Below are 18,102 nucleotides of genomic sequence, written 5' to 3'. Positions count from 1 at the left end.
TACTTTAATGTATGGTTTAACATGAAAGTGCGGTGTTTTTTAGAGAAATTTAGATAAACCTAATTATTGTAATCCCAGTTAGCAACAATACTAACCCAATAATAATCCCCTGAATTTTTCAGGGGACTTTTAACAAGACAAGGATTATTTAATCGGATCTAAACCTAATACTTTACGCCCATTAATACTGGCAATATTGACCATTTCTTCTAAATTTGGGAAACGACAACCTGCGGCTAACAAGCTAAGTTCTTGCCACATATCCCCCTCACACAATGGCACCATATAATCACAAATATTATCGGTGCCAATGGCGACCGTGATACCCTCAGGGATCATTTCATCAGCGGGCGTTAAGGCATTATGGAATGGCATCAATTCTTCTTTGCGGTTACTATCAATCCATGCCATCGGACAAGCGATCATCATCATTTGAGCTTCACGCATTTTTTTATACAAATTGTAGCGGTAAGTTTTGGAGTGGGCGCCAATCGAAATCCCATGAATGGCGACGACACGTCCTTGCATACCATGCTCAATGGTTTTATCACAAAGTTGCTCGGTTTCTTTTTCTTTTGGGGTATTAAATTGATCCACGTGAACATGACACATAATCCCTAAAGATTTGGCTTTATCAAGTAAAATATCCATGGCTTCTAAACCACGACCATAATCTAATTCATCACGATAGGGCAAGCCACCGATCATATCCACCATGTCTGAACCAATATCAAACCATTTTCTTGCGGTTGGCTCAATCACCCCTTTTAAGGTTTGGTTGGCAAATTTCAACACAATGTCGCTTTTATACACTTCTCGAGCTTTATGTGCCGCAATAATCGCACGATCTTCACAGACGGGATCAATATCCACGAATGTACCAAACGCCGTTACCCCTTGCGAAATCATTAGCTCAATGGCTTGACTAAAACGAGCATAATAATGTTCTACGGTGGATGTCCGTTTAACTTCATCCACCAGATCCCATTTTTGTTGTAAATTACAGCTGTGGTAAATACTGATTTTTTCAGGTGTCATGGTAAAGGCACGGTCAGCATGAGCATGAGAGTTTACCCAACCGCCTTTTTTGATAATTTCATCTCTAATGTAGGTTTTAAAACTACGAACGTGATTTTTCATAAATATTCCATAATGGTAGAAGTGAATAGTGCGGATAGGGGAGCAAGTTGTTAACATTCTCGCTAATAAAAGAATGCTTATTAATAGAAAATACACATACGCTCAATGAACATTCATTGATAAATTGAGTGGGAATGTTATAAAAAATTCGCTGATTTTTCATTAATAACATTGCTGTCTAGTCCGAGTTGATACTAGGCATGCAGTATAAAACTTTATGATCGAAAAGGCTAGTGTTAATCAGAAAATTACTTGAAAAAACACCGCAGTTTTTGGATTTTTTCTTTAAACTGCGGTGTTTTTTTATTGATTTTTAACGCAAAAATGCGGGAATCTTACTTTCATATTCCGCAATTTTGTCTTCGTGTTGCAAGGTTAAACCGATATTATCTAAGCCATTTAATAAGCAATGACGGCGAAATTCGTCTAGTTCAAAATGATAGACTTTATCGCCCGTGGTCACAGTCATTGCTTCCAGATCAATTTGAATTTCTTTGCCTGTATTCGCCCATACCCATTGAAAAATTTCTTCTACTTCTTGTTCGCTTAAACGTACTGGTAGCATGTGATTGTTTAAGCTGTTGTTATAGAAAATATCTGCAAAGCTAGGGGCGATCATCGCTTTAAAACCATAATCTGCTAATGCCCATGGGGCGTGTTCACGCGAAGATCCACAACCTAAATTTTTACGAGCAAGTAGAATGGTTGCACCTTGATATTGTGGATAGTTCAACACAAATTCGGGATTGGGTTGTGTTCCCTCAACATCAAGATAACGCCATTCGTGGAATAAGTGTTTACCAAATCCGACCCGTGTAATGGCTTGTAAAAATTGTTTTGGAATAATCGCATCGGTATCCACATTCGCCACATCAAGAGGAACCACTAAGCCTGAAAGTTGTTTAAATCCTGCCATTTTTTGCTCCTTAATTTAATGCTACATCACGAATATCGACAAATTTACCAAACACCGCCGCCGCCGCAGCCATCGCTGGGCTAACTAAGTGAGTACGACCGTTTCGACCTTGACGACCTTCAAAGTTACGGTTAGATGTGGAGGCACAACGTTCCCATTCACCTAAACGGTCATCGTTCATACCTAAACACATGGAACAACCAGGGTTACGCCATTCTGCACCAGCTTCAATAAAGATTTTATCTAATCCCTCTTTTTCCGCCTGTTCTTTTACTAATCCCGAACCTGGCACTACGAGTACACGTTTGACGTTATCGGCTTTTTTACGTCCTTTCATTACGGCGGCGGCTTCACGCAAATCTTCAATCCGAGAGTTCGTGCAAGAACCGATAAAGACTTGATCCACTTCCACTTTAGTTAAATCTGTATTGGGTTCTAACCCGATATAAGCTAAGGCTTTTTCAGCAGAAGCACGAGCCACGGGATCTTGCATATCTTTTGGATTTGGCACGGGCTGATTAATGCCAATGACTTGCCCTGGGTTGGTTCCCCAAGTCACTTGTGGAGCAATATCCTTGGCTTCTAATGTTACCACCGCATCAAATTCGGCATCATCATCAGTTTTTAAGGTTTTCCAATAAGCTAAAGCATCGTCCCAATCTTTACCTTTCGGTGCGTGTTGGCGATCTTTTAAATAGGCAAAGGTGGTTTCATCTGGTGCAACAAGTCCTGCTTTGGCACCTAATTCAATAGCCATGTTGCATACTGTCATACGCCCCTCCATGGAAAGATCACGAATGGCCTCACCACAGAATTCGACTACATAACCTGTTCCGCCTGCCATGGTGGTTTTGCCGATAATGGCTAACACGATGTCTTTGGCGGTAATGCCAGCATTGACTTTGCCACGCACTTCAATTTTCATACTTTTGGCACGTGCTTGTTTTAGGGTTTGGGTGGCAAGCACGTGTTCTACTTCGGAGGTACCGATCCCAAATGCTAATGCTCCAAATGCCCCATGTGTGGCAGTATGCGAATCACCGCAAACAATGGTCATACCCGGTAAAGTTAAACCTTGTTCAGGTCCCATAACGTGAACAATACCTTGTTGTTTGGTGTTCATATCAAACAATTCAATACCTGTTGCTTTACAGTTTTTTTCTAATTCAAGTACTTGAATTTTGGCTTGACCTTCAAGTTTATTCACATCACGTACTTGGGTAGAAATACTGTGATCCATGGTGCCAAAGGTTTTATTGACTTGGCGAACTTGACGATGTGCCACACGTAAGCCGTCAAAGGCTTGCGGACTGGTTACTTCATGGATCAAATGGCGGTTAATATACAGAATCGGCGTTTCACCGTCTGCTTCATACACCACATGGCTGTCGAATAATTTTTGGTAGAGTGTTTTTCCCATTTTTATTTCTCGTTAGGTTTTGTTAATTCGTTGGGTTGTATTTTTTTAAATGGCGTTAGCAATCAACGTTCCCATTTCACTAGTAGAAACAGGTTGGCTATTATCGGCTAAATCAGCCGTTCTATGTCCAGATGCTAACACTTTTTTCACCGCACTTTCAATGGCTGTGGCGGCTTCGTTTTGGTTAAAACTATGACGTAACATCATAGCTGCCGATAAAATCTGAGCAATCGGGTTGGCGATGCCTTTGCCTGCAATATCAGGGGCAGAACCACCAGCAGGTTCGTATAAACCAAAGCCTTGTTCATTTAGGCTGGCGGATGGCAACATTCCCATTGAACCTGTGATCATGGCACATTCATCAGAAATAATATCGCCAAAAATATTGGAGCAGAGTAGCACATCAAAGAAAGACGGCTGTTTAATCAACTGCATGGTGGCGTTATCAATATAAATATGATCCAATTTGACTTCTGGATATTGTTTTGCTACTTCATTCACCGTTTCACGCCATAAAATTGAGCTGATTAACACATTGGCTTTATCCACTGATGTTACGTGTTTGCTACGCTTCATTGCAGTTTCAAAGGCGACTTTGGCAATACGTTCAATTTCATATTTATAATACACTTCAGTATCAAAGGCTCTAGTTTGTGAACCCTCGCCCTCACGCCCTTTGGGTTGACCGAAATAAATACCGCCAGTTAATTCACGCACTGTTACCATATCAAAGCCTGTTTCGGCAATATCCGCACGCAATGGACAGAATTTTTCTAAGCCTTTGTACAGCGTGGCAGGGCGTAAATTACTGAATAATTTAAAATGTTTACGTAACGGCAATAAGGCACCACGTTCAGGCTGTTGATCTGGCGGTAAGTTTTCCCATTTTGGACCACCCACTGAACCAAATAAAATCGCATCGGCTGACTCACAGCCTTGTAAGGTATTTTCAGGCAATGGACAACCTTGTTTATCAATGGCAATACCGCCTACGTTGAAATGGTGGTAATTTAATGTAAAACCGTATTTTTGTTGTACCACATCTAACACTTTAATGGCTTCTGCCATAATTTCAGGACCGATGCCGTCGCCTGATAAAACTGCTACGTTGTATGTTGACATTTTGTTTTCCTATTTTTAATTAATGTATTCATTGATAAAGCCCCCTCAGGGCTTCGCCCAGCTCCCCCCGCAAGAAAGGGGAGCAAAATAATGCTTGAACTCGAAGATTGTAATCTTGTTCGCTCCCCCTGCTTGCGGGGGGAGCTGTCCGCCGGACTGAGGGGGGCAAAACCCACCAAACTAATGTTTCAAATTCTTGGTCAAATTCGCCACTTTTTGCGAACGATAAATAGCATTAATCGCATGAATTAACGCCAGTGCGGAAGATTCCACAATATCCGTGGCAAGACCGACCCCATGGAAACGGCGACCTTCATATTCCACTACAATATCCACTTGACCAAGTGCTTCTGCTCCCTCGCCTTTGGCGGTTAAATTATAATGGGACATTTTCAAATCCATACCCACAATTTGCATAATCGCATTATACACCGCATCCACAGGACCATTACCGCCATTAGAAACTTGATTAATACGATAACCGTCTAACGCCACTTGTACAAAGGCTGAAGCAGGCAAACCACTTAATGTTTGTGAAGTGATCACGTCTAAAGTTAAACGATCTTCATCGCCTTGTTGCATATCAATAAATGCCAACGCCTCTAAATCGTAATCAAACACCTGACCTTTCTTATCCGCCAATTTCAAGAACGCTTCATATAATTTATCCAAATCGTAATCTGCTTCAGTATAACCCATATCCGCCATGTGACCTTTCACCGCCGCACGACCAGAACGAGCAGTCAAATTCAATTTTTCTTTTTTCAAACCGATACTTTCAGGCGACATAATTTCGTAAGTATTTTTATTTTTCAACATACCGTCTTGGTGAATACCCGATGAATGAGCAAAAGCATTATCGCCCACAATGGCTTTATTCGGTTGAATTGGCATATTACAAAGTTGGCTCACCATTTGGCTGACACGGTGAATTTCTTGGGTATTAATACGGGTATCTAAGCCGTTAAACATATCCTGACGAGTTTTAATCGCCATCACCACTTCTTCAAGTGCGGTATTGCCTGCCCGTTCACCAATACCATTAATGGTACATTCAATTTGTCTTGCCCCATTTAACACCGCAGTTAACGAGTTGGCGGTTGCCATACCCAAATCGTTATGGCAATGCACGGAGATAATCGCTTTGTCAATGTTTGGCACACGGTTTAACACATCTGCCATAATGCCACCATATTGGGTTGGTAAGCAAAAACCTACTGTATCAGGAATATTGACTGTGGTCGCTCCAGCGGAAATGGCAGCTTCCACAATGCGACAGATGTTGTCAATCCCTGTACGTCCCGCATCTTCACAAGAAAATTCTACATCATCGGTATAATTTCTCGCACGTTTTACTGCTGCCACAGCCATACCTACCACATCATCAAAAGAACGTTTTAATTTGGCTTCTACGTGTAATGCTGAACTGGCAATAAAGGTATGAATCCGATAAGCATCAGCCACTTTCAAGGCTTCATAAGCCGCATCAATATCTTTATCTACAGCACGAGATAAGGCACAAACACGGCTGTTTTTAATATTTTCCGCAATCGTACGTACTGACAGAAAATCGCCCTCTGATGAAACAGGAAATCCGACTTCCATGACATCCACCCCTAATCGTTCTAAGGCAAGAGCAATTTGTAATTTTTCTTTTACGGTAAGACTTGCTTTTAATGCCTGTTCGCCATCTCGCAAGGTGGTATCAAAAATAATAATGTTGTTTGCTGCCATAATGTCATCCTTTTTCTTCGTTAGGGTTTTACTTTGAAAGTGCGGTGTATTTTTTATGTTTTTTTAATAAAAAACCCCGAACTTTTTATCAAAGTGCGGGGTTGTAAATTCGTGTTTTATGCTATTTTTCTATCGTCCACAACTTAACCGCACAAAGAATGTGATAATCGTAAGTTGAGTAGCAGAGCGTGAAAGGTAAACATAAAATTCCTAAAATTGATTAAATTAGGCTCTTATATTACGGATTTAGAAAATTCTGTCAAAGGTTTTTTAGTAAAAAATATCAAAAAATAGAATGGTATAAAAATATTTTTTATATAAAAATCTATGAATATTTCGAAATTTAGTATTTAACACTATTTGGATTTCTTTTAAGGTGGGTTTATTTTGAAAATGTTTAAAATTTAGAGAAGGATTTTTATAAAAATCAGCCTGTTGAATAATTAATGCGGTGGCGAATATTATTCAACAGGCTGTACGGACTATTTCACTTCCCTAAACATAATCTCCCCAGGAATGACCAAACCTTGCCAATATAACTCGCTCGCCACTTTTTCGGCTAATTGTAGATAAGCGTGCTTAATTTCAGGGTTAGATTCTGCAATTACGGTTGGTATGCCTTTATCTAAATCTTCTCTTAAACAAATATGTAAGGGTAACTGACCTAGCACTTGTACATGATATTTTTCCGCAATTTTTTCTGCCCCACCTGTACCGAAAATCGCTTCGTGATGGCCGCAGTTTGAGCAGATGTGCATTGACATATTTTCTATAATTCCTAACACTGGCACAGAAACTTTATTAAACATGGCAATACCCTTAATCGCATCAAGTAAAGCAATGTCCTGTGGTGTAGTGACGACAACCGCCCCTGTCACAGGAATTTGCTGTGATAATGTGAGCTGAATATCCCCCGTTCCTGGTGGCATATCAATCACTAAATAATCTAACTCATTCCATAGGGTTTCATTTAACAGTTGATTTAATGCACTGCTTGCCATCGGACCACGCCAAACGGTGGCGTTGTCAGCATTCATTAAATAGCCAATGGAATTGCTTTGTAAACCGTGAGTGATAATCGGATTGATATGTTTATTATCTGGCGATGTTGGGCGTTGGTTGGCTGCACCAAGCATGTGAGGGATAGATGGACCATAAATATCGGCATCTAAAATACCAACTTTAGCCCCTTGAGCTTGTAATGCTAAAGCTAAATTGACAGCAGTGGTGGATTTTCCTACACCGCCTTTTCCTGAAGTAATTGCAATAATATTTTTTACGCCTTTTACCGCTGGGTGATTATTGGCACGTTTCAAAGTGGCGATTTGATAATTTAATTGCCATTTCATTTGTTGGGCTTCTGCGATTGTCAATAAATCATGGGTAACAGTCGTTTTTAACTGCTCAAATGCAGTATTCCAAGCAAAGGGCATTTGAATTTCGATGCGTAACACGCCTTGCATTTTTTCGATTTTTTTCACCGCACTTAGGGCGATTAAGTTTTTTTGTAATGTAGGGTGAGTAAAATTTTTAAAAACCGAAATGAATTTTGCTTGTTGTTCATCGGTAAAATTATTGGAAAATTGGGTTGTCATTATCTTTCCTAAAATCAAGTAGAGTAAATACCCGACTATTTAACCACGATATTAGAATGATGTTAAGCATAGATTATGTTTTAGCTAGAAAAAACAAGCCAAATCAGGTAAAATCACGCCAATTTTGTATTTCACGGCAAGCCAATTTGGGCTTGCTTATTATTTAAAGGTCTTTTTATGTCAAACCAATTTTCCCCCAAAAAACGTCAAATCCTTGTTACGTGTGCTTTACCTTACGCTAACGGTCCGATTCATTTAGGACACATGTTGGAACATATTCAAGCGGATATTTGGGTACGTTTTCAACGTATGCGAGGTAATGAAATTTATTTTGTTTGTGCTGATGATGCTCATGGCACGCCAATTATGCTGAAAGCGGATCAAATGGGGATCACGCCTGAGCAACTGATTGCTGATGTGCATAAAGCCCATTATGCGGATTTCAGTGGCTTTAATATTAGTTTCGATAATTATCATTCTACGCATAGCGAAGAAAACCGTGAATTTTCCGAGATGATTTATCATCGTTTAAAACAAAACGGTTTTATTAAAAATCGTACCATTTCGCAATTATTTGACCCTGAAAAATCCATGTTTTTGCCCGATCGTTTCGTGAAAGGCACTTGTCCGAAATGTAAGGCACCCGATCAATATGGTGATAATTGCGAAGTTTGTTCTGCCACTTATAGCCCAACGGAATTAATTAATCCACGTTCTACCATATCAGGTGCTACCCCTGTATTGAAAGAAAGTGAACACTTTTTCTTTGATTTGCCGAGCTTTGAAAAAATGTTGCAAGAATGGAATCGTTCGGGTGCGTTGCAAGCGGAAGTGGCAAATAAAATGCAAGAATGGTTTGATGCGGGTTTGCAACAATGGGATATTTCTCGTGATGCACCTTATTTTGGCTTTAAAATTCCGAATACGGAAAATAAATATTTTTATGTTTGGTTAGATGCCCCGATTGGTTATATGGCATCGTTTAAAAATCTGTGTGAACGTGAACAGATTGATTTTGATCGCTTTTGGAAAAAAGACAGCCAAACTGAACTGTATCATTTTATTGGCAAAGATATTATGTATTTCCACAGCTTATTCTGGCCTGCTATGCTAGAGGGGGCTGATTTACGTAAACCGAGTAATATTTTTGTGCATGGTTATGTGACGGTGAATGGCGAAAAAATGTCAAAATCCCGTGGTACATTTATTCAAGCTGCAACCTATTTGAAACACTTAGATCCTGAATGTTTACGTTATTATTATGCTGCCAAATTGAGTAATCGAATTGATGATTTAGATTTAAATTTAGAAGATTTTGTACAACGGGTAAATGCAGATTTAGTCAATAAATTAGTCAATTTAGCGTCACGTAATGCTGGCTTTATTCAAAAACGTTTTAATGGAAAATTAGCAGAAAAATTAGAAGATCAAAGCCTATTTGACGAATTTACTCAACAATCGGAGCAAATTGCGACATTGTATGAAAACCGTGAATATGGCAAAGCGATCCGTGCAGTTATGGCATTAGCGGATAAAGCCAATAAATACGTGGACGACAAAGCACCTTGGGTAATTGCCAAACAAGAAGGGCGTGATGCAGAATTGCATTCCGTTTGTTCCATGGGGATTGAATTATTCCGTGTATTAATGGGTTATTTAAAACCTGTGTTACCGAAATTAGCCGAGCGTGCGGAGCAGTTCTTACAAACTGAATTAACATGGGAGAATTTAAGTCAGCCATTATTAGCTCATCAAATTTCTCCGTTTAAAGCCTTATTTAACCGTTTAGAGATGAAACAAATTGATGCAATGATCGAAGCATCAAAAGCGGAAAATGCCGCGGTAAATACCGCAAAAACAGTGGAAAAAAACACCGCAGTTTCTACTGGCAATGCTACCGAAAATAGCGAATTTGAACCTGTAGAAGCTGAAATCAGTATTGATGATTTTGCCAAAATTGATTTACGAGTGGCAACCGTGTTACATTGTGAAGCCGTACCTGAAAGCAATAAATTATTGAAATTTCAATTAGATTTAGGTTTTGAACAACGTCAAGTATTATCAGGTATTAAAGCTGCTTACAATAATCCAGCAGAATTAATCGGTCGCCAAGTGATTATGGTTGCCAACCTAGCACCTCGCAAAATGAAATTTGGTGTCTCGCAAGGCATGATTTTATCGGCAGGTGCTGGAGGAGCAGATTTATTCTTGCTTGATGTGGATAATGGAGCGAAAGCAGGGGATCGGGTTAAATAATATCCAATTAAATTAGTGTGCTAATGTGCTAAAAGAGTGGTGTTTTATTCATCTATGATTTTGCGAGTAAGATCACATTTTTAGTGATTTCTGAAAAAAACTAACAGAAAAAACTTGAAAAGTTTGGATAAACAACATACCTTGTTTGTAAGTAACACAAAAGGATTTATTCATCAATAATAATAAAGAGGTGACAACTATGACACTTAATATTGCAAGTAAACAAATGGACATTACTCCCGCAATTCGGGCTCATATTGAGGATAGATTAGCGAAATTGGAAAAATGGCAAACTCAGCTAATTAATCCTCACTTTGTATTAAGCAAACTACCGCAGGGATTTGGGGTCGAAGCGACGATTGGTACACCAAATGGTAATTTGTTTGCAAGTGCAGAATCTGATGATATGTACAAAGCGATTAACGATGTTGAAGATAAATTAGCAAGACAATTAAATAAACTTCAACATAAAGGCGAGGCTCGCCGAGCGGATGAACGCTTGAAAGATTCCTTTCAATAATTAATTTTTTATTTAAGGCTGATTTTGATAATGTGATTGAAATCAGCCTTTTTGATTTTATAACTTTCAGTAATAGCGAATAGTGTATTTTTGTGATCTGTATTCCAAAAAGTGCGGTGAAAATTCGCATTATTTTTTAAATTAGCATAGATTAATGGGGTGGAAATCGGTAGAATATCGCCCTTTTATACAAACAGTCGTAAGTGTAATAACGTGACACAAGGGTAACTATGTTAGAAATAACCTCAAACAAAATCAATTTAATGAATTTAACTCGTCCGCAAATGCGAGAATTTTTCAAAGAAATTGGTGAAAAGCCATTCCGAGCCGATCAATTAGTCAAATGGATTTATCATTTTGGCGAAGATAATTTCGACAATATGACCAATCTTAATAAACAGTTACGAGAAAAATTAAAATCGGTTGCTGAAATTAAAGCACCTGAAGTTGCCGTAGAACAACGTTCATCCGATGGCACGATTAAATGGGCGATGCAAGTCGGCGATCAGCAAGTGGAAACTGTGTATATTCCTGAAGCAGATCGAGCAACTTTGTGTGTGTCTTCGCAAGTGGGTTGTGCCTTGGCTTGTACGTTCTGTTCTACCGCTCAACAAGGTTTTAATCGCAATTTAAATGTGGCAGAAATTATCGGGCAAGTATGGCGAGCGTCTAAAATTATTGGTAATTTTGGTGTAACAGGGGTGCGACCAATTACCAACGTGGTGATGATGGGAATGGGTGAGCCATTGTTAAATGTCGCCAATGTGGTGCCTGCCATGGAAATTATGTTAGATGATTTTGCTTATGGTTTATCTAAACGCCGAGTTACCCTTTCTACCTCTGGGGTAGTACCAGCACTAGATAAATTAAGCGAGATGATTGATGTGGCGTTGGCGATTTCTCTGCACGCCCCTAATGATGAACTACGTGATGTGTTGGTACCGATTAATAAAAAATACAATATCAAAATGTTAATGGATAGCGTGCATCGTTATTTAAATGTGTCCAATGCCAATCACGGTAAAGTGACGATTGAATATGTGTTGTTAAATCAGGTCAATGATGGGGTAGAACACGCTCATCAGTTGGCGGAAGTATTGAAAAATACACCCTGCAAAATTAATTTAATTCCGTGGAATCCGTTCCCTGAAGCACCTTATGCGAAAAGCTCCAACACTCGTATTGACCGTTTCCAAAAGACCTTAATGGAATATGGTTTTACGGTAATTGTACGCAAAACCCGTGGTGATGATATTGATGCAGCATGCGGACAGTTGGCAGGTGATGTGATCGACCGCACCAAACGTACAGCCGTTAATGCCATGAAAAAACAATTTGGTCAAGGCATTCAGATTAAAACTCATTAAACCGCATTAAGCCAGAATGTGCGGTTCAAATAGGGGAAAAATTTATGAAATTTATACCGCACTTTATACTTATTCTTTTTTTAACTGCTTGCGTTTCGCAAAATGCTGAAATAGATTTTGATCAAAAGCCAGCCGCCAAAGCTCGAGTAGAACTCGCACTGGGTTATTTATCCCAGCAAGATTGGGAACAAGCTAAACAAAATCTGGATAAAGCCTTGAGTTATGCCCCTGATTACTATTTGGTTCATTCCGCCTTTGCTTATTTTTACCAACAACAAGGCAATATTACACAAGCCCGTGAATCTTATTTGAAAGCCATTAAACTAGATGATAAACAAGGCGATGTGCATAATAATTATGGTACATTTCTTTGTTCGCAATGGGAGTTCCAAGCTGCTTATCAGCAATTTGATTTAGCAGTGGCAAGCCCGAATTATTATCGTCAAGCAGATAGTTATGAAAATAAAGCCTTGTGTGCTTTATCGGAAAATAATCAGGCGGTTTATCAACAAAGTAAAATAGCGTTAGAAAAAGCAGATCCTGAAAGGGCGAAGAAATTAAGATAACTATTCTTCACCCTAACATTATCGAGAAACAATATCCTGATTATTGCGTAAATCAATATCTGTATTTGTCGCTTGTCCAACATCAGTTAAAACTGCGGTAGAATTTCCTTGATTTTTTGCATTACCATACAAGGCTTTACGGTAAGTTTCTACCCACATGGTAGTTGCACCACAAACTGCAACAGGAATGACGACTAAGTTCACCACAGGAACTAACATGCACAAGCTGATTAATCCGCCAAAGGTTAGACTTTGCCAACGGTTATCTTTGAGTTTAACTCGCATGGTATGGAATGAAATTTTGTGGTTATCAAACGGATAGTCACAATATTGAATTGCCATCATCCATGCGGTAAAAGCAAAAGCTAACACGGGTATTACAGATTGCCCTAGCATAGGTATAAAACCGAGTAAAAACAAAACGATATAAATCGGTAAACTATATACCAGTTTTTGCCATTCTCGAGCTAACATACGTGGAATATCTTTAATAAAATCCATGATAGTCATATCTGCTAGGCTCTCTCCAGTCAGCATTTTTTCGACTTTTTCTGCTAGTAAACCGTTAAAAGGGGCGGCAATAAAGCCTGATAGCATGGTAAATGAAAAGTAAAAAACGATAACTATCATCACTAATGACATGATAAACATCACGGAACTGAGCCAATCTAACCATGCTGGCAGAAAGCCCATTACCCATTCAATTATATGGTTGATTTGGCTGATAAATAACCAACTTAGTCCCACCATTAATACCACATTGAGTAAGATTGGCATCACGACAAAACGGCGTAGTCCTTTTTGCGTAATTAAATGCCAGCCCATAACAAAGTAATGAAACCCTGACTTGATTTCTTTTTCTTCAATCATTATTTTTCCTAGTTGGATAACTTTAGTATAAAACGGTGAATAGAATACAAAGTGCGGTCAAAAAATGCAAATTTCAAGATCCATAATGTGAATAAATATGGTAAGCTAACAAATATTTCTGGTCGTTTGAAATAGGACATATTGCAATGGATCTCAATACAATTTTAATTATTTTAGGTATTCTCGCATTAATCGGTTTAGTCGCTCATGGTATCTGGTCTAATCGCCGTGAAAAATCGCAATATTTTAATAATGCGAATAGCTTTAATCGTAGTCAGCATATTCAACGGAAACCAGAACAGTCCCCGACTGATTATGCTCAAGTACCCGTTACGCCAATTCAGCAACGCCAACCGATAGCAAGTCAGCCAGTGGAAAATACGCAAATGAATATTCCACAACCTGAGCCGATTCAAACGGATATTCCAGTCACAGCACCAGTGCAAGCGAATGCAGTGGAGCAGATCAAAATTACTTTACCTGAATCTGGAGCTACTCAACCAGAATCAGAGCAAGTCTATTATGAATATCGACCAGAACCAAAGCAGCCTAAAGAGAATATGGCAGAATATACTTTAGCCGATGCGGTAGATTATGCAGGGACGGAAGCTCAAGTCGATATGTCATCGCCCGAATTGCGAGTACAGTTACAACAAGCAAGTTCACCGATTTCTGAACCTAAATTACAACAGCCGATTGAAAATAAAACCGAAAACGAACAAACAGGACAAGAACCAGTTACACAGGCATCGCAGCCAACAGATTTTATTTTGTTATATGTGGTGGCACCAGAAAATCGTCAATTTTTAGGGCTTTCTATTGCTCAATCGTTGGATAATTTAGGGTTTATTTTAGGCAAAGATAATTTGTATCATCGCCATGTTGATACGGTGGCAAGTCCAGTGATGTTTAGTGTAGCCAATATTGAACAACCCGGTACATTTAACCCTTATGCCATGAATGAATTTTCTACACTGGGTCTTGCCCTATTTATGCAAGTACCGTCACAGGTTGGAAATGACAAAGCCAATCTAAAAATGATGATTCAAGCCGCAAAAAATTTAGCTGAAGAATTAAATGGTTTTGTGTTGACCGATCAACAAGCTATTTTTGATGACAAGCAAGAACAAGATTATTTAGATCGCGTGTAGCGAAAATTGTCTATTGAAAACCGCACTGTTGAGCGTTCAAAGTGCGGTTTATTTTGTTAATAATTTTAGAAAAGAAAAATAAAATGACGGATATAGCCAAACAAATTAATCAGTTGCGTGAAACATTGCGTTATCACGAATATCAATATCACGTGCTTGATGAACCGAAAATTCCAGACAGCGAATATGATCGTTTATTTCATCAATTAAAAACCTTAGAACAACAATATCCCGAATTCATCACCGCCAATTCGCCAACCCAGCGTGTCGGGGCAAAACCATTATCGGGGTTTAGCCAAATTACCCATGAAATTCCCATGTTATCCCTAGATAATGCGTTTTCCGATGAAGAATTTTATGCTTTTGTAAAACGTATTCAAGATCGTTTGGTGTTATTGCCAGAAACGCTTGAATTTTGTTGTGAACCAAAATTAGACGGTTTAGCAGTGAGTATTTTGTATGTCAATGGTGCCCTTACCCAAGCGGCAACAAGGGGCGATGGCAGCACGGGAGAAGATATTACTGCCAATATTCGTACTATTCGCAATATTCCGTTACAATTATTAACTGACTATCCGCCTACTCGTTTAGAAGTGCGTGGTGAAGTGTTTATGCCACAAGCGGGCTTTGAAAAATTAAATGAATTAGCCTTAGCCAAAGGGGAGAAAACCTTTGCTAATCCACGTAATGCTGCTGCTGGCTCGTTGCGTCAACTCGATCCGAAAATTACTAGCCAACGTCCATTAATGCTGAATGCTTATAGTATTGGGATTGCCGAAGGGGTGGATTTACCCGAAACCCATTATGGACGTTTGCAATGGCTTAAATCTATTGGTATTCCAGTGAATGCGGAGATTCAGCTTTGTGATGGGGTAGAAAATGTGTTGAATTTCTACCACACTATTCAACAAAAACGTCCAACTTTAGGTTATGATATTGATGGTACAGTGTTAAAAATTAACGATATTGCGTTACAGCAGGAACTTGGCTTTATTTCTAAAGCACCACGTTGGGCGATTGCGTATAAATTTCCTGCACAGGAAGAAATGACGATACTAAAAGATGTGGAATTTCAGGTAGGACGAACAGGTGCAATTACGCCTGTGGCAAAATTGCAACCTGTTTTCGTGGCTGGCGTAACGGTGAGTAATGCGACCTTGCATAATGGCGATGAAATTGCACGTCTTGATATTGCCATTGGTGATACCGTGATTATCCGCCGTGCAGGTGATGTGATTCCACAGATTATTGGTGTGGTACATGATCGCCGTCCAGCCAATGCAGAATCGATTATTTTTCCAACACAATGCCCAGTATGTGGTTCGCAAGTGGTGCGAATTGAGGGCGAAGCAGTCGCTCGTTGTACTGGTGGATTATTTTGTGATGCACAACGTAAGGAATCTTTGAAACATTTTGTTTCTCGCAAAGCCATGGATATTGACGGCGTGGGAGCAAAGCTGATTGAGCAGTTAGTGGATCGAGAGTTTATTCATACGCCAGCAGATTTATTTAAATTGGATCTTTTCACCTTAATGCGATTAGAACGTATGGGACAAAAATCCGCTCAAAATGCGTTGGATAGCCTAGAAAAAGCCAAGTCAACCACCTTGGCACGCTTTATTTTTGCCCTAGGTATTCGGGACGTGGGCGAAGCCACCGCATTGAATTTAGCCAAATATTTCAAAAATCTCACCGCACTTCAACAAGCAGATTTAGAACAATTACAAGCCGTACCAGATGTGGGCATCGTTGTGGCAAATCGGATTTATGTGTTTTGGCGTGAACAACATAACTTGGACGTAGTGAATGATTTAATCGCACAAGGTGTCCATTGGGACGATGTGGAAGAAAAAGACATTGGTGAAAATCCGTTAAACGGTAAAACCGTGGTATTAACGGGAACCTTAACTCAAATGGGACGCAATGATGCCAAAGCGTTATTACAATCTTTCGGGGCGAAAGTGAGCGGTAGTGTATCAGCAAAAACCGATATTGTGATTGCAGGCGATTCAGCAGGATCAAAACTAACCAAAGCCCAACAATTAGGTGTTCAAATTTGGGACGAACAGTGGTTTTTGGATTTTGTTCAACAATATAAATAGGATATGTTATGGAATTATTTGAAGCAATTTTAATCATTTTATTGTTGATTATAATCAGTGCGGTGATTTCTTCGGCAGAAATTTCTCTTGCTGGGGCGAGAAAAGTGAAGTTACAAGTGCTTGCCAATGAGGGTGATTTAAGAGCCATGCAAGTATTACAACTGCAAGAAAAACCGGGGCGTTTTATTACTGTCGTGCAAATTGGCTTAAATATGGTGGCAATTTTAGGCGGTATGGTCGGGGAGAGTTCTCTTAATCCTTATTTTGTGAAAGTCCTTAGCCTATATACACAGGCTGAATGGGTCGAAAGCGTTTCTTCTTGGATTGCATTTAGTGTAGTGACCATCGCTTTTATTTTAGTCGCAGATCTGATACCCAAACGGCTTGCCATGAGTTATCCAGAACAAATTGCCATGAAAACCGTTGGGGTGATGCGAGTTTGTATTTTTATTTTTAAACCTCTCGTCTTGATTTTTGATGCCTTAGCGAATGCCATTTTTCGTTTGTTACGAATTTCTACCGTGCGTGAAGATAATATGACTTCTGAAGATATTGTGGCTTTAGTGGAAGCGGGAGCTGAATCAGGGGTGTTAAAAGCACAGGAGCAATATTTAATTGAGAATATTTTCGATATGCAAGCTCGCACGGTAACATCAACCATGACAACCCGTGAAAATATTGTTTTTTTAGACCGCAGTTTTAATCAAAAAGAGGTATTAAATACCCTCAGCCAAAATGCTCATTCCAAATTACTGATTTGTGATGGTGGATTAGATAAAATTTTAGGCTATGTGGAATCGCATACTTTGCTGACGTTGTATTTAACCGATCATCAAGTTTCTTTAACAGATCCCAAATTATTACGTAAACCCTTGTTTGTACCTGATACATTGTCCCTGTATGAAGTGTTAGAATTGTTTAAATCAATGGGCGAAGATTTTGCAATTATTGTTAATGAATATGCGTTAGTGGTTGGGATTGTTACCTTAAATGATGTGATGAGCATTGTTATGGGAGAATTAGTTTCTAGCGAAGAAGAACAAATCGTACAGCGAGATGAACATTCTTGGTTAATTGATGGCATTACGCCGTTAGAAGATGTGATGCGAGCATTGGATATAGCATCATTTCCCGCAGATGAAAATTACGAAACGATTGGTGGGTTTATGATGTATATGTTGCGGAAAATTCCGAAGAAAACGGATTCTGTATTATATGACAAATATAAATTTGAAATTATCGATACGGAAAACTTTAAAATCGATCAGTTGTTAGTGTCATTGCGTAAGGATTTGCAAGAGAGTTCTGCTACGAATTAGCGATGAAAGGCACTGGATTAAGTG

14 protein-coding genes are annotated in these 18,102 nt (G+C 39.2%); 7 read left to right on the top strand and 7 right to left on the bottom strand.

Annotated features, from left to right (window positions below; all coding sequences use genetic code 11):
* Nucleotides 1-144: 144 nt before the first annotated feature.
* The 6 genes from O1Q81_RS08810 to apbC all read right to left on the bottom strand — a co-directional run bounded on the left by O1Q81_RS08810 (nucleotide 145) and on the right by apbC (nucleotide 7,927).
* The gene (locus tag O1Q81_RS08810; protein ID WP_386687081.1) at nucleotides 145-1,140 is read right to left on the bottom strand and encodes an amidohydrolase family protein; all 996 of its coding nucleotides are present in this window, start codon (nucleotides 1,138-1,140) and stop codon (nucleotides 145-147) included.
* Between the two features lie 313 nt (nucleotides 1,141-1,453).
* Nucleotides 1,454-2,056, bottom strand: coding sequence for a 3-isopropylmalate dehydratase small subunit (leuD, locus tag O1Q81_RS08805; protein ID WP_386697149.1), 603 nt, complete (start codon nucleotides 2,054-2,056; stop codon nucleotides 1,454-1,456).
* 10 nt (nucleotides 2,057-2,066) lie between these two features.
* A complete protein-coding gene (gene leuC / locus O1Q81_RS08800; RefSeq protein WP_386687078.1) occupies nucleotides 2,067-3,476 on the bottom strand; it encodes a 3-isopropylmalate dehydratase large subunit in 1,410 nt (469 codons plus the stop codon).
* Between the two features lie 45 nt (nucleotides 3,477-3,521).
* Nucleotides 3,522-4,598, bottom strand: coding sequence for a 3-isopropylmalate dehydrogenase (gene leuB, locus O1Q81_RS08795; protein ID WP_386697147.1), 1,077 nt, complete (start codon nucleotides 4,596-4,598; stop codon nucleotides 3,522-3,524).
* 180 nt (nucleotides 4,599-4,778) lie between these two features.
* Nucleotides 4,779-6,332: a 2-isopropylmalate synthase gene (leuA, locus tag O1Q81_RS08790; protein ID WP_386687074.1), complete on the bottom strand. Its 1,554-nt coding sequence runs from the start codon at nucleotides 6,330-6,332 to the stop codon at nucleotides 4,779-4,781.
* Between the two features lie 482 nt (nucleotides 6,333-6,814).
* Nucleotides 6,815-7,927, bottom strand: coding sequence for an iron-sulfur cluster carrier protein ApbC (gene apbC / locus O1Q81_RS08785; protein WP_386697145.1), 1,113 nt, complete (start codon nucleotides 7,925-7,927; stop codon nucleotides 6,815-6,817).
* Between the two features lie 177 nt (nucleotides 7,928-8,104).
* Here apbC and metG point away from each other — a divergent pair, with 177 nt between their 5' ends.
* From metG to pilW, 4 genes are all read left to right on the top strand, one after another.
* On the top strand, nucleotides 8,105-10,183 hold the full coding sequence (metG, locus tag O1Q81_RS08780; protein ID WP_386697143.1) for a methionine--tRNA ligase: 2,079 nt from the start codon (nucleotides 8,105-8,107) through the stop codon (nucleotides 10,181-10,183).
* A gap of 199 nt (nucleotides 10,184-10,382) precedes the next feature.
* Nucleotides 10,383-10,703, top strand: a complete 321-nt coding sequence (gene raiA / locus O1Q81_RS08775) for a ribosome-associated translation inhibitor RaiA (RefSeq protein ID WP_386687068.1) — start codon at nucleotides 10,383-10,385, stop codon at nucleotides 10,701-10,703.
* A gap of 230 nt (nucleotides 10,704-10,933) precedes the next feature.
* Complete coding sequence (locus O1Q81_RS08770) at nucleotides 10,934-12,070, top strand: bifunctional tRNA (adenosine(37)-C2)-methyltransferase TrmG/ribosomal RNA large subunit methyltransferase RlmN (protein ID WP_386697141.1); 1,137 nt, start codon at nucleotides 10,934-10,936, stop codon at nucleotides 12,068-12,070.
* A gap of 44 nt (nucleotides 12,071-12,114) precedes the next feature.
* Nucleotides 12,115-12,636 carry a type IV pilus biogenesis/stability protein PilW gene (gene pilW / locus O1Q81_RS08765; protein ID WP_386697139.1) on the top strand — a complete coding sequence of 174 codons (522 nt, stop codon included), beginning with the start codon at nucleotides 12,115-12,117 and terminating at the stop codon, nucleotides 12,634-12,636.
* A gap of 18 nt (nucleotides 12,637-12,654) precedes the next feature.
* On the opposite strand, the gene cysZ is transcribed toward pilW, so the two are convergent.
* Entirely contained in the window at nucleotides 12,655-13,506 is an 852-nt protein-coding gene (cysZ, locus tag O1Q81_RS08760; protein WP_386697137.1) for a sulfate transporter CysZ, read from the bottom strand.
* A 146-nt stretch (nucleotides 13,507-13,652) separates the two neighbouring features.
* On the opposite strand from cysZ, the gene zipA reads away from it, so the two are divergent.
* The 3 genes from zipA (at nucleotide 13,653) to O1Q81_RS08745 (ending at nucleotide 18,078) form a co-directional block, all read left to right on the top strand.
* On the top strand, nucleotides 13,653-14,657 hold the full coding sequence (zipA, locus tag O1Q81_RS08755) for a cell division protein ZipA (RefSeq protein WP_386697134.1): 1,005 nt from the start codon (nucleotides 13,653-13,655) through the stop codon (nucleotides 14,655-14,657).
* Nucleotides 14,658-14,740: 83 nt separating this feature from the next.
* Nucleotides 14,741-16,759: an NAD-dependent DNA ligase LigA gene (gene ligA / locus O1Q81_RS08750; protein WP_386697132.1), complete on the top strand. Its 2,019-nt coding sequence runs from the start codon at nucleotides 14,741-14,743 to the stop codon at nucleotides 16,757-16,759.
* 8 nt (nucleotides 16,760-16,767) lie between these two features.
* Nucleotides 16,768-18,078 (top strand): hemolysin family protein, encoded by a 1,311-nt coding sequence (locus O1Q81_RS08745; protein WP_386694535.1) that lies wholly within the window; start codon nucleotides 16,768-16,770, stop codon nucleotides 18,076-18,078.
* Nucleotides 18,079-18,102: the final 24 nt, after the last annotated feature.

Origin of the sequence: Lonepinella sp. MS14436 (assembly GCF_042470565.1) — a bacterium.
Taxonomy (GTDB): domain Bacteria; phylum Pseudomonadota; class Gammaproteobacteria; order Enterobacterales; family Pasteurellaceae; genus Lonepinella.
The sequence above is the reverse complement of the archived record's forward strand: the minus strand, read 5'-3'. Positions and strand labels throughout refer to the sequence as shown.